The following is a 14,635-nucleotide window of genomic DNA, read 5'->3' on the forward strand; positions in this document are numbered from 1 at the left end:
TGTTCTACCCGTCGCCGCGAGCAACACCTCGCCGACAAAGCCCCCGTAGCTCAGGGGATAGAGCAACGGCCTCCGGAGCCGTGTGCGCAGGTTCGAATCCTGCCGGGGGCACTCGCCGGTCAGAGACCTGAAGCCAGGGTCTGACCAGGGCGGATGCCGCGAGCAAAGGGCGGGAGTCAGTCTCACTGACTCCCGCCCTTTCTCACTGTCTCTCAGTGTTCGCGACACACCTCCGACACAGTTTTCAGGCTGCGTCGCAGTCCACTTCTCCTACCTCCATGCTTCTCTCGATCTTCTGGTTGTCCTCTTCCTCGCTGTTGTCGACCAGGCCCGCATAGTGGCGGTTGATGACCTCTGGGGAGGTGCCCGCGCGGCGCGCTACTTCGGCGACCGCGACGCCTGCCCTGAGCCACATGGTGATGGCGAACGCACGGCCGTCGTACGGCTTCTTTGCCAGCGGGGTGTGCTGCTTGGGTTCGGGGAAGGCGTACAGCCTCGCCTCCCTCCAGACCCGGTAGTAGGACGTCGAACCCACCAACCCACCGCGCTCGTTGTGGAAGACGCGGCCGTCCTTGGCCGCGCCGAACTCCTTCAGGTGAGCGCGGAGCAGTGCGACCAGAACCGGCGGGATCGGGACCGGGCGGTCCTCTTCGGGGTCGCGCATCTTCAGTCCCCGCCTGTCGTGCCGCTCCCCCGTGTCAGTCCACTTCTTCCCTGAGAGGTCGTTTTCAGCTATTTTGCGTCGCTTCATGCGCCACAGATGGTTACTCACGCCTCTCGTGTATCGGGTTCCTGTACAGGGCGGCGGGAGTAATCGGGGATATCAACTCCCCTTGGAACGAGACGGACTTCCTAGGATGAGACGGGTAATGCGGGCCTCCCTCGGGCCCCGTCGATCGCGCCAACTCCTCAAGGCTCTCAAGGGTCGCTCCGCCACGAGCACTTGTTGGGATGAAACAGGCTTTACTGACGAAAACGACCTCTGAGCAGCCCTTGGATGCGAACTCACTACGCAGACCGCCCCTCCCTTTGGTGGGGAAGAGGCGGTATCGAAGGCGCGGAGGTTCAGGACGGGATCACACGGTCCACGAGGTGCTGGAGCCGGGCATCGAACTTCTCCGGCCAGTCGGGATTGAGCGTCGCGAGTGCGACGAACGCCGTGACCACGACGTCCACGAGTTCCTTCTCGACGTCTCCCCAGTCGTGTGACCGCCCCTTCCTGGGGTTGCCGCCGAGCGCGCCGTGCAGGGCTTCGGAGACCTCTCCGAACTCCTCGCCGATCTTGAGTACGCGCAGGAGACGGCGCTCCGTCTCGTTCTGGTCCTCAGCATTGTCGTCCAGCCACTCCTTGAGTTGGGTGATCTGCTTCGAGGTCTTCGCGTCCATCAGGTCTCTCTCCAGGTCAGGGCATCAGAACAGGGCGAGGGCGGGCTCTTGGCCCTGTGTAGGGTCGGTCACGGGGAGCGGCGCCGCAGGAGCGACGGCAAGGTGCACGGACAGCGCCGAGTGGTCGGTCAGCCGGTCGTCGCCGGTGCGGGGTTCATGGATGTAGAAGCAGCCGTCCAGCACGGTGGCCAGGCCCACCGAGACGTGTGCGTGGTCGTACCGGTAGCCGTCGCCGGTCTTGCCGACCCACGAGTACTCCAGCGCGTCCGGGTGCAGTGCGCGGAACGCGTCCTCGTACCCGGTCTTGCCGAACGATTCGTAGAAGGCGTACTCGAAGGGGGCGAAGAACCGGTAGCGCGGGGAGTGCGACGGCTCCAGGACATTGAAGTCGCCCAACACGATCCGGGCCCCGGCCTGGCCATCGGGGAGCGCCGCGGCGCACTCCGCGAGCCAGCGCTGCTTCCGCTCCTTCTTCGCCGGTGAGGCGTCGCGCGACGGTACGTGGAGGCCGATCACGTCGAGTGGCCCTTCGGTGGTGTCGACGGTGATCGCGACCGCCCGGTGCGGCAGGTAGGCGAGCGTGAACGGAGCCGGGCGGGCGGCGAGGCGGCTGACGATCATCACGCCCCGCGCGGCTCGGGCCGGGGGAAGGTCACCGCGTACCCGGCGGCGGTGAAGCGCTCGGCCAGGAAGACGCAGCCGGCGCTGTCCGCCGTCTCCGTGAGGACCAGGACCTGCTCGGGGCGTGCCGCGAGGTAGGCGAGCTGTCGCTCGGCTCGTTCCCGGCTCGGGTTGTTGAGGTTGAACGTCAGCACGTCCGTGCGGCCGGTCATGCGCTACCCCTTGTCCACAGTTCCTGGATGGCCACCGCGACGGCTCGGGCGATCTCGTCCGGGCTCGCGGCGGACGCGTCGAGCTGGAGGACGCGGACGCCGGCGGCCATCAGGAACCTAGCGGTCTCGCGGTAGGCCGTGCATTCCCGGGCGGCGTTGCCTGGTTCGCGCTCGTAGCGGCTGTGCGCTCCCCTGCTGGTGAGCCGCTTCTCGATCACCTCGGTACGGGCGTTGACGATGACCGCGAGGTCGGGCATGTCGGCATGCCGGTTCAGCTCCCACACCACGTCGCGGTCGACGCCGTCGAGGACCTGGAGCACGAGGGACGAGGCGATGTAGCGGTCGCACACGACCGTCGTGCCCTGGGCGAGGGCCGGGCGGATCACCTCGTCCAGGTGCACGTACCGGTCGGCGGCGATCAGGCACGCCATCGCCATGCCCCGGTAGGTCTCCGTACCTTGGCGGGCGAGCCTGCCGAGCGGCGTGTCGCTGGGCTCCCGCGTCTGGCACACCGCTACACCGGCGGAGCGCAGTTCGGCGGCGACCGCTGTGGTGACGGTCGACTTGCCGACGCCGCCGGGGCCGTCGATCGTGACGAACAGTCCGGTCACGACATCCCCACCACCGGGAGCATGCGGGAGTGCTCGGGCACCACGGGGCACTGCTCGGTGTCGACGGCGCCGATCCGTTCGCCGGACGCGATGACGGCCGCCGGGCAGCCCTTCCCGCACGCGTCCGACATCGTGCAGCTGCCGCAGGTCGGGTTCGCTCCGAGGTCCCACCGGTCGCTGAACCGGCCGTAGGCGTCGAGGCGTTCGGCGATGTCCGGGTGCTCCTAGACGTTGCCGACGAGGAAGTCCGTGTCCGGGTGCGGGGAGACCTTCGTCCGGGCGGCGAATACCAGGTACGGGCAGATCGCGACGCCGCCGTCGGTGAAGACGTAGATGATGGTTCCGGCCTCGCAGCCCGCGAGCGGCTTGTCGTCGTTGGGGAAGCGGATGAGCGTGAGGTCCAGGCCGTCGTCGGCGAACGGCAGCGCCAGGTCGCGGATGTGCCGCATGTGGTCGTCGGGCCGACGGAGCTTCTGGGAGCTGCGCGAGGCGCCGCGGCCCATCGAGCCGAGCGGGTTCATCAGTACGTACGTCGCGCCCTGCTCCTTGGCGAACGCGCAGAGCTGCCCGTACTCCTCGTCCTGGGCGAGGTTGTTCGGCGTGCACAGCAGCCCTTGCAGGATGCCCGCCTTCGCGAACAGCTTCACGTTGTCGACCGTCTCCTGGAAGCCTTCGCGGCGGCCCCGGAACACGCCGTGCGAGTCGGGCGAGAAGCCGTCGAGCGAGACGTTCATGTGGGCACCGAGTCCGGCCAGGCGCTCGATCTGGTGGGGCGTGACCATCGTCGCGTTCGTGCAGACGCCGACGCCCATCCCGACCGACCGGAACTCCTCGACGATCGGGATGAGGTCGGCGTGCATGAACGGCTCGCCGCCGGTCAGCGTCACCCGGTTCACGCGGGCCGCCGCGAGCTGGGGACGAGCTGCGTCCGGATCGCGTCGAGCGGCATGTACGCGCCGCGTTTCGTCGCCGAGACGAAGCAGTGCTTGCACGTCTCGTTGCACGGCTCGCAGATTTGGATCAGGGCCTTGCGGTGAGGGTAGTCGACGGTCGTGCGGAAGTAGCACGATGCCGCCTGTTCACCGGTGATGATCGGTCGTGCGGTCACAAAGACCTCCACGGGTAGACGGGTACGGTTGACCAGTCCTGACGGCACACACAGGGCCGCCAGGACGAGGGTTCGATCAGGAGCGGCGGTCAGCCGCTTTTGACGCCGAGGAACAGGGCTCCGAGCAGGGCGGCGACGGACAGCACGTAGAGGATCTGGTGAGCGCGCTCACTCATCGGGCACGTCCTTCAGGGCGCACTCGGCCCAGACCCGCTTGCCCCAGGGCAGCGGGTCGACGCCCCAGTTCCCGCCGCTCAGCTTCTCCACGCTCTCCAGACCTCGCCCGGACTCCTCGTCCGCGGCGGCGGGCCGGGTCTGAGGGCTCTTCCGTGCCAGGTCCACCACCGCGATGTGGACCCGTTCGCTGCCGAGCCGCGTCACGGTCACCCGGACCGCATCCCGCCGCGCGTGCAGGACGGCGTTCGTCATCAGCTCGCTGACGACGACTTCAACGGCGTCCCGGAGTCCGTCCAGATCCCAGGCGGCCAAGGCCAGACGTACCAAGTGGCGTGCCCTGCGCACGGATTCCGGGATTCTCGGCAGCGTCTGGGCGTAGGAGGGCAGTGTGCCCGTTCCGGTCTCGACCATGACGTGCAAGCCAATCCTTACGAACCGGGTAGGGGTGCCGACGGCCCTCGGCCGGGTCGCCGACGGAGTGAGACAGGAGGTTTCAGGCACCTCAGATCCCCTCCGGACCGGAGAGGACGTCGCGGCCGAGTACCGCCAGGGTGGCGACGAGTTCCGGGGGACACAGCCAGGACGGGCCGTCGCACGGCAACACCCACCAGGGACCGCCTCCGCCAACGGGCCTGGTGGCGTACGGCGCCGGGACCAGCAGGAGCGCGTCCTGCGGGTGCGTCACCACGGCGGGAAGCGGCTCCAGTCGGGCGACTCGCGCCGGGAGCAGGGCGGTGTACGAGCCCTCGTCGCCGAAGCCCTGGGGGCTGTAGAACAGCGGGCCGTGCCGCAACACCTCGCCAAGGGGCCCGGCGCACTCCTGCGGGGTGTGCAGCCCCACAGCCGCGTGAAAGACGCCGGCCGGGATCACCACCGCCGTGAACAGGACTCCAGGCCTCAGCCAGGCAGCCCCGTTCTCCCCCACTCCATCCGCGCCTGCGCCGGTACCGGTGCCGCCGAGAGCAGCCAGCGCCCGGAGTACAGGAACGGGTCGCCGCGCTGCGACCCGACCGGCTCTTCCTCCTGCGCGCCCTCCGAGGCGATGATTCCGGCACCGTCGTCTTGTGTCATCGCGCCACCTCCACAGCGGCGCACGGCACGTCCACCCTGAACTCGCCTTTGAGGAAGGCGAGTTGGGTACGCTCAAGCATGGCGACTCCTCATCAGTCGTCCATGCCTCGGGGGTTGGCGGGCAGTGCCGAGCCCCGGGGCTTTGGCGTATCAGGGTGCTGTTCCCGCGAAAGCCCCGCCTCCCTGCGCGGGGTATACCCATCATGGGTACACCCCGCGGACACCCCGAGCGGACTCGGGCAAGCAGGAAGAGCGCCGGATGGCATACCAGCCACCCACAGCCCTGCCCCGTGATCTCCTCGACGACGAGGACCTGCGACACGCGCTGGACAGCCACGACTTCGGGACCGTTTTCCGGCTCGCACGCGACCGGGCCGGGATCAGTTACTCGAAGATCGCCGCCGAGTGCGACATCAAGCCGGACCGAGTGGGAACACTCGCACGGGGGCAGGGGCGCATCACTACCTTCGAGAAGATCGTGGAGATCGCGGATGCCCTGCGCATCCCCGGGCACCTGCTCGGCCTCGCTCCCCGGTCCTGGGAAGCCAGCGATTCTCCTGCCCGAATCGCCAGCGCAGAGAACGGATCACCGCACATGCGTCGCCGAACCGTCTTCCAGGCCGTCACCAGCACAGGCCTCGCTGTCGCCCTGCCCGCCCTCCACCGCCCCGACCCGCCACGCCGCATCACCGACACCTACGTCGACTCGCTCCGCACACGCACCGCCCGACTGCGACGCCTGGACGAAGTCCTCGGCGGAGGCAACACCTACCGCGTGTACCTCGGCGAGGTCCAGTTCACCAAGGGCCTCCTACGACGCGGCTCCTTCACCGACCGCTCCCGCCGCCGCCTCACCGCGCTCCTCGCAGAGCAGGCCCAGCAGGCAGGATGGGCCGCCTTCGGCTGCGGGCGCACCCAGGACGCCGAATCCCTCTATACAGAGAGCCGCGACTACGCACGCGACGCCCAGGACACCGACCTCTACGGCAACAGCCTGGCGTTCCTCGCCTACAAGACCCTCACGGACGACCGGCGCACCGCCGTCGCGTTCGCCGAAAGCTCCTGCGCCACGATCACCGCCCGGACGCCGTCCTCCGTCCGCGCACTGCCCTACGAACGGCTCGCCTGGGCCTGCGCCGTCGACAACCAGCCCGAAGCCACGGAAAGAGCCCTCGCCGCCGCCCGCGAGGCACTGGCCGGCGCACAGGACGAGAACCGCAACCCAACTGGTCCGCCTGGGTCGACGCCACCGAACTCGACATCATGACCGGCCGCTGCTGGACCGAACTCCACCGCCCCCTGCGCGCCGTACCTGCTCTCACCGACGCGCTCAGCCGGTACTCCGACGACCACGCCCGCGACAAAGCCCTCTACCTCTCCTGGCTCGCCGACGCCTACCTCACCGCCGGCGAGATCGAACAGACCGCCGCGACGACAGGGCGTGCGCTCACCCTCGCCACAGGCGTCGCCTCGATCCGGCCCCGACAACGCATCGCCCCACTGCTCGACCGGCTACGCCCCCACGCCGACCTCGGCGCCGTCCGGGACATACTGGAACACGGAGCCGGTTAGGACGGCTCCACCGAGTCGGCGATCCACTGCTTGCACCTCTCGGCACCCATGACGATCAGCACGGCACACACCTCCGGGTTGTCCCACGGATGATGTTCCAGAAGGTGCGCCTCCAGCTCGGGGTAACGGTCCGCCGTCGTCTTGAGGAGGAGCTGCCACTCCTCACCCGTGCCGTACTCGCCCAAGTGCCAGAACACACTGGTCACAGGCCCGACGACCTGGGCGCCCGCGGCGAGCCGCCGCTGAACTGCCCTCCCCGCAAGGTCGATCGCCTGCTGACGCGTCTCGGTTGCCGTGGACACCTGCACGTAGTCAGTCATGGTCGGGAGCCTATTCTCGGCGTTCAGCCCCAACAAGATCGTTTCTTGTTGGGGCTGAACGCCGAGCCGAGATGCCCCAAGAAGCGCGATCACCTATGCCAGGTGCCACGCGTCTTCGGTAGATGCACCGACATGGCGGCAAGGCGTAAATCCCTACCGGTCACAGCAGGTGTGACATGACCAGCCTTTTCCTGTGGCTCCTGCCATTGGCGCACTCCACGTTGCACGGACAGTGGAACGACCTCGACCAGTGGCCGACCAGAGGCCACAGCACCTACTACGTCGTACGCGACTTCCTCAATTTCAAATCGTGAGACGGTCACGGAGATGATCGTACAGAATCACGATTCAAAAATAGAGACTTGATCGCTTTTCGTATCCACACCCCAAAGAACCAAATCTCCATCAACTTCCCCCACCCAGAGCGAAGCGGAACATCCATCCAGAAAACGCAAATCAACCCTCGTAGCATCACGCCCATCCCCCACCTCCCAAGAACCAGAACCAGTCTTTCTGGAAAATCCATCCAGAGAACATTCAAAATACTGAAGATTTAGCCTTTCGGCAGAAAATGAACCATCCAAGTTAAGTTCGAGACCCCCCTCCCCCCTCCACCGCTTGACAATAGACTCACCCGACACCTTCCTCCCCTTAGGATACCCCCCATGCCCACCATCTACATAGCACCCGGAGACACTAAAAGCAATCACGAAAGCGCTCGCAATGGTGCGAAGTGCACGAGAATTCATCCCCACACCCCCATCTTAAACTTTCCGAGTTTCACACAAATCTCCAATTAAGTGAACTGGTTAAAGAATTTTACGACGGCCACGAAAGGGAATCCCGAATGCTAGATCAGTCCATATCTGCACGGAACTCGAGAGATTCGAGTAAAGATATTCAGAATAAGAGTATCAGCATTTACGCAAGGGTGGGTCGCGGGCCCCCTTCACGGCACTCGCGACCCACCTGCCAGGTCAACCCTTTCAAATCAGAAGGGGATCATGACACGGAACGTAATGTTCATGTTGTGCGAAACGCCCGCATTTCCAGCCGCCACCAGGCCGTCATGATCGAACCTCTGGACGAACCTATCCCTTGAAGTCCCATATCCAGTCGCATAGTGCATGAAGGAGGATATGGTCATGTTGTTATCTATGGTAATTCGAGCCTGCACCCCTGTGCTGTTAGCCCGAATAATTTTATAGTCGGCCGTATAGGAACCAAGAACGCCCGTTGCCGCATTCTCATTCCCTGTCAAAATAGCCCACTGATCGGAGGCGTATTGCCGCACCTTTCCAGTGAAAGACTTACCTCCGATTGAGTACGGTTCAAGAGATCCTTCAAGCTTCCCTTGGCGCCACAGTTGAACTATTTCTTCTCGCTGGGCAGCCGATATGTCAGTCTTCATTACCTGCTCGGCCACACGACTATCTTCCCCGTAAGTGGCACTTCCCTCCAAGAGTCCAGCCGCCCACTTAAATCCGATCACTCGAAGATCGTCACTCCCTCCTCCGAGAATCGCATCACCCGGATTACATTCCAGCAGCACGGGCTGTCCGGCACACTTGCGAGCCTGTAGATAATCAGGATGCGCAACACCCGGCGGAATATAGGGAAGATACATGGGAGCTGGTCCAACGACAGGTCCGGGCGACGTCACACCGCACTGGATTCTCGGAACGCAGCTCGTCCCGCTTGGTGCGTTACTCCCGGAGGAAGTTCTTGAACCACTGCTGGCTGTACCGCCCTGGCCTCCGCCGCCTGTTCCAATCTTTCCCCTTCCGTTGCCCTTGGCGGGGGTTGGTCGGGGCGGGTGGTTCTGCTTGACCTCGTCGATATTGCCGCCGTTGGCAGTGCAGTCGATGTAGTAGGAGCAGTTGTCGATCTTCAGGCCGGTGGGGTCGCTGAAGGTGACGGGGTTGTTGCCTGCGTAGCTGTAGCCGTTGAGGGTCTGGGGGTTGGCCGGGTCGAGGACGGGGTCGACGCTGAGGAACTGGCCGGTGATCGGGTCGTATTGGCGGGCGCCGATGTGGGTCAGGCCCGTCGTCACATCGCGGGTTTTGCCGAGGAAGCCCTTGTCGTTGGGCCAGGGGCCGAAGACGGGAGTGCCGCGGTCAGCGCCGAAGGGGTTGGTGTACCGCTTGGTGAAGGTCTGGGCAGTGTCGGGGTTGAGGACGAGGGACGAGGTGCCGTGGTGGTCGGCGGTGAGGTAGGTGAGTTTGTCGGTGCCGGACTCGTTCGAGCGCAGGGCCGCGGTCACCGAGCCCGCGGAGTAGGTGCGCTGGGCCCAGACGGTGCCGTCGGCGCGGAGGTGGAGTTCCGTGGCGCCGGTGTAGAGGACGCGTTCGCCGTTCTGGGTGGCGCGGATGAGGAGGGTGTTGTCGGCGGAGTAGAGGTAGTCCGTCGAGACGCCGTTCTCGGTGAGCTTGTTGAGCTTGCCCTCGGGGGTCCAGGTCAGGTCCTGGGGCTTGCTCACGCCGGGACGCTTGAGGGTGTTGCCCGCCGCGTCGTACGTGTACGTCTTCTGCGGGGTGGCGCAGTCGGTGCCCGTCGTGGTGCCGGTGAGGGTGTGGGGCTGGGCCGTCTTGGTGTAGCAGTAGGTGGTTTTGGTGTCGCCGGTGCTCTTGTGGACGGTCTCGCTGGTGCGCTGGCCGGCGGTGTTGTAGGTGTAGCTCGACCAGTACGGGGCCGGGCCCGACAGGTTGGCGGCGCTGCGGGTGTCCGCGCAGTTCTGCGAGGTCGGGGTCCATGCCTCGGTGAGGCGCTGGTAGCCGTCGTAGGCGAAGCACTGGGTGTCGGCGGTGCTGGAGCCGCCCAGGAGGGTCGGGTCGCTGATCTTGGTGACGTTGCCGGTCTGGTCGTAGGTGTAGTTGAGGTCCTGCAGCATGTACGGGTGGGTCTGGTCCGTAACGTTGCTGCGGGTCAGGCGACCGGTGCCTTCCTCGTAGACGTTGGTGACGTAGGTGTTCTTCAGGTCGGGGGAGCCGGTGCCCAGGGTGACCTGCTGGGGCTGGGCGGTCGCCGAGTAGGAGACGTCCCGGAGGTAGCCGGTGGCGCCGCCGACGGACTTGACGTTGCCCAGGTCGTCGTAGCCGTAGCCGATGATCTCGGACGGCAGGCCGCCGAGGGCGGGTTCCCGGGTCTGCTGGAGGGTGCCGTCGAGGTTGTAGTACGACTCGAAGGTCAGCTTGGCAGGCTGCTTCGCCGTCACAAACGGGTCCGTGGCCGGGAGTTGGAGATCTGTGCTGGTGGCGCGGCCGAGGGTGTCGTAGGCCGTGACCGTCTGGCTGTACGCGGCGCCCGTCTTGCCGCCGACGTAGCGGGTGGAGGAGGTGGGCTGGCCCTTGAGGAGGGTGTCGTAGGTGTAGCCGGTGAGCTGGTTGGCGTCGGTCCGGGTGCCCTTCCAGGTGCCGGTGACGCGGCCCAGTTCGTCGTAGCCCGTGAGGATCGACGTGTTCGTGGAGTCCGTCGCCTTCGTGGGGCGGTCGAGGACGTCGAACTCGACGCTGGATGTGCCCTTGTCCGGGTCGGATGCCTTGGCCTGGCGGCCGAACAGGTCGTAGGTGTACGTCCAGGTCGTGTTGTCGGGACCAGTGAGTGTCTTCTGCTTGCCGTCGAGTTCGTAGGTCGACTTCGTCGTGGTGAACGCGGCTCCCGGGCCGGATCCGTACGCCGCGTCGGCCGGGCTCGTGCCGGCGTACGTGCGGGTCTCCGTCGTCTGACCGCGTACGTCGGTGATCACACGCTTGGCGGAGCCGCCTTCGAGCGCGGTCGTGGCGACCGAGTCACCGGTGTAGCTCGTCGCGGTGGACCACTTCTGGACGCCGAAGACGTACAGCGTGCTGGTGGTGGCACGGCCCGCGCCGTCGAAGACGGTTCGGGTCTGGACGGGCGACCCGCCGTACTCGACCCGCTTGTAGATGCCGTCGGGTGTGGCGGTGGATTCGAAGGCTTCCGCGTACGACTCGTAGGCGAGGCCGCGTGTGTCGTAGCGCGTGTCCGTCAGCATCCGGCCGCCCTGCGGGGTGGGCGACTGGGTCTGCAGGGGGCGCAGGAGGGCGTCGTAGAGGGCGTAGCTGGTGTTGTAGGTGTCGCCGTCCCGCTTCAGGGTCGACGTGGAGACCCAGGAGGGGGTGCCGGTGTTGAGCTTGTAGTCGAACTTGTAGCTCGGGACCTGGCTGCTGCTGACCCGGTTGGGCAGCCACACCTGGGTAAGGCGGCCGAGAGCGTCGTAAGAGCTCTCCGTCTTCTTCGAGTTGGGGTCGTACACGCGCAGGGTGAGGCCGCGGCGCGGGTCGAGGAAGCTGGTGGTCTTGTACTGCTTCGCGTTGGCCGTGACCGTCCGGGTCAGCGGGCCCGCGTCGGCGGGGGTGTACGTGGTGGTGTTGGCCACGGTGCCGGATGCATCGCTGACGGTGAGGGGGCGGCCCAGGGTGTCGTACGTGGTGGTGGAGAGCTTCTGCCAGCCGGAGGGGGCACGGTCGCCCGTTGCGGCGTAGCCGGTGGCGCGGCCGGTCCAGGTCGGCAGGCCCTTGGTCGGGGTCTGGTCGGCGGACCAGGTGGCCGCGTTCGCCGTGTCGTAGACGGTGGCGACGTCCGACAGGACGTCACCGCGCGCGGGGGCGGTCGGGCTCATGGACGTCGGGAGGCTCAACGCGCTGTCCGCCGTCGCGCAGGTACGGCCGACCGTGCGCGCCCGGGAGACGAGGGACGTGAAGCTCCCGCCGCGTGCGTACCAGGTGCGGGTGCAGGTCTCGTCGCCGTCCTTGGCGGCGTCGCCGGAGTCCTCGGCGGTGACCGGCATGCCGTAGCTGTCGAACGTCGTGGTCGTCTGGCGCTTCCGCCACGTCTGGGGGACCGTCAAGTACGTGTAGGAGTACGCCTTTTCGGTACGGACATAGCGGGCGACGTGGGCCGTCGCGTCGGGGGCGGTCTGGGTGGCGGTCTGCTTCGACCACGGGTCGTTCGCCGATGCGGAGACGGCGGTGTTGCCGTCGTAGGTGACCTGCTGGCGCAGCTGGCCGGCGAACTCGTTCGTGTCGGTGACCGTGGGCACGCCCAGGGCGGGTGCCGGCAGCGGGGCGAGGGAGACGGACTTGGTTGTGCCGTCCTTGTTCTTGTCTCCGTCCATGCCCTGGAAGTAGAGGGAGACGGTGCGGGAGCGGGTGACGTCGGTCGCGCCGGTCCAGGCGGTGACCTGGCGGTAGCCGCGCCAGTCCGACCAGGTCCGCTCGTCCTTCGGGGTGAACGGGTCGTCGCTGTGGTGCCAGGCGGCGCCGCTGTAGGAGTAGGCGTGCTCGACGGCCTCGTTGTTGGCGGCCGGGTCAGAGACCGTGACGGCCAGGACCCGGTACTTGTGGAACCAGTCGATCGAGGCGTTCTCGGCTCCGTTGATGTGCCAGAACTGGGGGTAGCAGGAGCGGGTGTTGGTGTCCGGGGCGGCGTTCAGGACCTCGCTGCGGACGCACTCCTGGCCCGAGAGGGTGACGCGGGTGATCGCGCCGGTCTCCGAGGTGATGGTGGAGATGCGCGGCAGGGACAGCGGCAGGATGTTGTCGGTGGCGTCGACCCGGTTGGGCAGCATTCCGTACGTGAAGCTGATCGGGTTGAGCCCGATGGCGCTGTCGCCTGCCCTACCGGTCCGCTTCAGGGACGTCAGGGTGAGGACCCGGTCGGAGGGGTCGGCCAGGTCGCCGGACTGCAGGTACTTGCCGGTGAAGGCCCAGGAGTCCACGGCGTCGTAGCCGGCCGAGGTGGCGTTGTACGAGAACGTGTTGATGCCGGTGAGGCGCTTGCGGGAGAAGAAGGACGGACCGGCGGAGTTGCACTCGTCGTCGTCCTTCGAGCAGATCGCGTCGAAGGGGACGTCCGGCCACCTGTCGGCGGTGTCCTTGGTCAGGCTGGAGCAGTCCGCGTCCGTGCAGCGCTCGGCGTAGTCGAAGTCGACCTTGGCGTCGGCCTTGTCGGTGAACAGCGCGTCGGCGCGCAGGCCGTACTCGATGCGGTCGAGGTAACCGCCGCGGGTGTAGAGGGAGTTGGCCGTCGTCGACTTGTTCTTCTTGTAGTAGTTCGACTCCTTCGTGTACCAGTACGTGGCCGCGTTGCCGCGCGGGTCCTCGACGTAGTCGAGGTTCCAGCGCCACGCCTGCGTCAGCGCCCGGTCCGCGAAGGCGCTCCCCTGGTCGTAGCCGGGCTCCTTCTCGTCGTCACCGAACACCGCGACCGTGGCGACCGAGTTGGTGCGCTGGGCGCCGGCACCGGACAGCTTGTTGAGGCCGAACTCGTAGGTGGTGCCGTCGCCGGTGACGACGGTCCAGTGCTCGCCGTCGTTGTCGTCGTTGTCCGCGCCAAGGGTGCGCGTCACCTTGGAGGCGTCGTCGTCCTCCAGGCGCCAGACGCTGGTCTTGTCGTCGTCGGAGACCTTGACCAGCCGGCTGGACTTGCCGTTCAGGACCAGGCGGGCGTTGTCGTACTTCCAGCACAGGTCGTGGACGTCGTCGTGGCCGTCTTCGTCGCAGGAGCCGTAGGTGCGCTCGATGTAGGACTCGGTGAGGTTGAAGCCCTCACCGACCGAGGTGCCCTGGTTGTTGGTGGTCGCCGTGCGGCCGTCCACACTCCCCGAGTCGTACGACAGCGACAGCGGAGGCACCGGGCCCGCGGCGGCGGGCGGCAAGGTGAAGCCGTACGACCAGGTGAAGGCCCCCGAGTTGCCGCCGGCCTGCCAGGACGAGGACTCCGACAGCGGGGTGGCCGAGTAGTCGCCGCCGCCCTTGGGCGACTCGCCGGCCCCGGCCGAGGCGGCGGTGACCGCGAGGACGGTGGCGGTGGAACCACTCGCCAGCTGGGTGGACGTCCCACCCGGAGCAGCGGCGAGGCGTACCTTCGCCGAGACCGTCCGGTCGGCGGTGTCGTTGTCGGAGGGGAGCGGAGTCTGGGTGCGGCACTCGGGCTTCAGCGGCGTCGTCAGGACACAGGCCGGCAGCTGCACCATGCGCAGGCGCTGCGACCAGTTGCCGCCGACGGCCGAGGCGAAGTCGCCGTAGTCGACGCTGACCTCGGTGTTCGAGGCGGTGTCGGACTCGGCGGTCAGCACAACGCCGATGATCCCCGCGTCACGGGCGGCCTTCTGGTCGAGGACCGTCACACGGGCCTTGCCGTCGGCCGACGGGGCCAGGGTGACCGGGAGACCGCTCGGCTCGACGGCGGTCTCCTTGCCCCGGGTAAGGGTGAGCGTCGACTCTCCCTCACCCGGCCAGGTGGCCTTGTGACCGGAGCGGGCACGCTCCGCCTGCGCGGCGTTGGCCTTGACGTCCTCCGCGACCTTGCGGCGGGCCTCCTTCGCACCGGGGCCGTCGAAGTCCTTGAACTTGCCCTGCCTGGTCTTGGGCACGTCCGGGCGCCCCAGACCCTGCGGACCGGCCGCCTGCGCGACCTGCGCCACACCCAGGGGCACGACGAGCGCCAGAGCCAGCGACTGCCCGAGCAGCCGGCCGGTGCGGCGTCTCCCCCCACCCCGTCTTCTTGAAGTGCCTATGCCAAAGCTCATAGTTCTTG

General features: G+C 66.9%; 16 protein-coding genes and 1 tRNA gene. 4 read left to right on the plus strand and 13 right to left on the minus strand.

Translation table 11 applies throughout. From position 1 onward, the window contains the following. Positions 1-39: 39 nt before the first annotated feature. A tRNA-Arg gene (locus tag IAG44_RS12530) sits at positions 40-111 on the plus strand. Between the two features lie 133 nt (positions 112-244). On the opposite strand, the gene IAG44_RS12535 is transcribed toward IAG44_RS12530, so the two are convergent. From IAG44_RS12535 to IAG44_RS12570, 11 genes are all read right to left on the minus strand, one after another. After that, positions 245-751 (minus strand): hypothetical protein, encoded by a 507-nt coding sequence (locus IAG44_RS12535; protein WP_343075729.1) that lies wholly within the window; start codon positions 749-751, stop codon positions 245-247. A 314-nt stretch (positions 752-1,065) separates the two neighbouring features. Continuing rightward, on the minus strand, positions 1,066-1,386 hold the full coding sequence (locus tag IAG44_RS12540; protein WP_187747213.1) for a MazG-like family protein: 321 nt from the start codon (positions 1,384-1,386) through the stop codon (positions 1,066-1,068). Positions 1,387-1,410: 24 nt separating this feature from the next. Beyond that, the gene (locus tag IAG44_RS12545; RefSeq protein ID WP_246561666.1) at positions 1,411-2,007 is read right to left on the minus strand and encodes an endonuclease/exonuclease/phosphatase; all 597 of its coding nucleotides are present in this window, start codon (positions 2,005-2,007) and stop codon (positions 1,411-1,413) included. After that, positions 2,007-2,219 carry a hypothetical protein gene (locus IAG44_RS43465; protein ID WP_246561667.1) on the minus strand — a complete coding sequence of 71 codons (213 nt, stop codon included), beginning with the start codon at positions 2,217-2,219 and terminating at the stop codon, positions 2,007-2,009. Before IAG44_RS43465 ends, IAG44_RS12545 begins: the two co-directional genes overlap by 1 nt. Then, positions 2,216-2,830 carry a dTMP kinase gene (gene tmk, locus IAG44_RS12550; RefSeq protein ID WP_246561668.1) on the minus strand — a complete coding sequence of 205 codons (615 nt, stop codon included), beginning with the start codon at positions 2,828-2,830 and terminating at the stop codon, positions 2,216-2,218. Before tmk ends, IAG44_RS43465 begins: the two co-directional genes overlap by 4 nt. After that, positions 2,827-2,961: a hypothetical protein gene (locus IAG44_RS44265; RefSeq protein ID WP_281404286.1), complete on the minus strand. Its 135-nt coding sequence runs from the start codon at positions 2,959-2,961 to the stop codon at positions 2,827-2,829. Before IAG44_RS44265 ends, tmk begins: the two co-directional genes overlap by 4 nt. Positions 2,962-3,054: 93 nt before the next feature. After that, the gene (locus IAG44_RS12555) at positions 3,055-3,726 is read right to left on the minus strand and encodes a radical SAM protein (RefSeq protein WP_425508438.1); all 672 of its coding nucleotides are present in this window, start codon (positions 3,724-3,726) and stop codon (positions 3,055-3,057) included. Then, on the minus strand, positions 3,723-3,938 hold the full coding sequence (locus IAG44_RS42940; RefSeq protein ID WP_223006898.1) for a hypothetical protein: 216 nt from the start codon (positions 3,936-3,938) through the stop codon (positions 3,723-3,725). Before IAG44_RS42940 ends, IAG44_RS12555 begins: the two co-directional genes overlap by 4 nt. 168 nt (positions 3,939-4,106) lie before the next feature. Next, positions 4,107-4,526 (minus strand): ATP-binding protein, encoded by a 420-nt coding sequence (locus IAG44_RS12560; protein WP_187747215.1) that lies wholly within the window; start codon positions 4,524-4,526, stop codon positions 4,107-4,109. Positions 4,527-4,617: 91 nt separating this feature from the next. Beyond that, positions 4,618-4,956, minus strand: a complete 339-nt coding sequence (locus IAG44_RS12565; RefSeq protein WP_187747216.1) for a hypothetical protein — start codon at positions 4,954-4,956, stop codon at positions 4,618-4,620. A 56-nt stretch (positions 4,957-5,012) separates the two neighbouring features. Then, positions 5,013-5,186 carry a hypothetical protein gene (locus IAG44_RS12570; protein ID WP_187747217.1) on the minus strand — a complete coding sequence of 58 codons (174 nt, stop codon included), beginning with the start codon at positions 5,184-5,186 and terminating at the stop codon, positions 5,013-5,015. 259 nt (positions 5,187-5,445) lie between these two features. On the opposite strand from IAG44_RS12570, the gene IAG44_RS12575 reads away from it, so the two are divergent. Then, entirely contained in the window at positions 5,446-6,453 is a 1,008-nt protein-coding gene (locus IAG44_RS12575) for a helix-turn-helix domain-containing protein (protein ID WP_246561669.1), read from the plus strand. Beyond that, on the plus strand, positions 6,450-6,758 hold the full coding sequence (locus IAG44_RS43470; protein WP_246561670.1) for an NsdA family TPR-like regulatory protein: 309 nt from the start codon (positions 6,450-6,452) through the stop codon (positions 6,756-6,758). Before IAG44_RS12575 ends, IAG44_RS43470 begins: the two co-directional genes overlap by 4 nt. Here the strand turns inward: IAG44_RS43470 and cutA are convergent. Next, the gene (gene cutA, locus IAG44_RS12580; protein ID WP_187747218.1) at positions 6,755-7,078 is read right to left on the minus strand and encodes a divalent-cation tolerance protein CutA; all 324 of its coding nucleotides are present in this window, start codon (positions 7,076-7,078) and stop codon (positions 6,755-6,757) included. The two genes, IAG44_RS43470 and cutA, sit on opposite strands and share 4 nt — an antisense overlap. A gap of 176 nt (positions 7,079-7,254) precedes the next feature. Between cutA and IAG44_RS12585 the strand changes: the two genes are divergently transcribed. Then, positions 7,255-7,392, plus strand: a complete 138-nt coding sequence (locus tag IAG44_RS12585) for a hypothetical protein (RefSeq protein ID WP_187747219.1) — start codon at positions 7,255-7,257, stop codon at positions 7,390-7,392. Positions 7,393-8,069: 677 nt separating this feature from the next. Here the strand turns inward: IAG44_RS12585 and IAG44_RS12590 are convergent. Then, positions 8,070-14,627, minus strand: a complete 6,558-nt coding sequence (locus IAG44_RS12590) for an RHS repeat-associated core domain-containing protein (RefSeq protein ID WP_187747220.1) — start codon at positions 14,625-14,627, stop codon at positions 8,070-8,072. Between the last annotated feature and the right edge of the window lie 8 nt (positions 14,628-14,635).

It is taken from the genome of Streptomyces roseirectus (genome assembly GCF_014489635.1).
GTDB lineage: Bacteria > Actinomycetota > Actinomycetes > Streptomycetales > Streptomycetaceae > Streptomyces > Streptomyces roseirectus.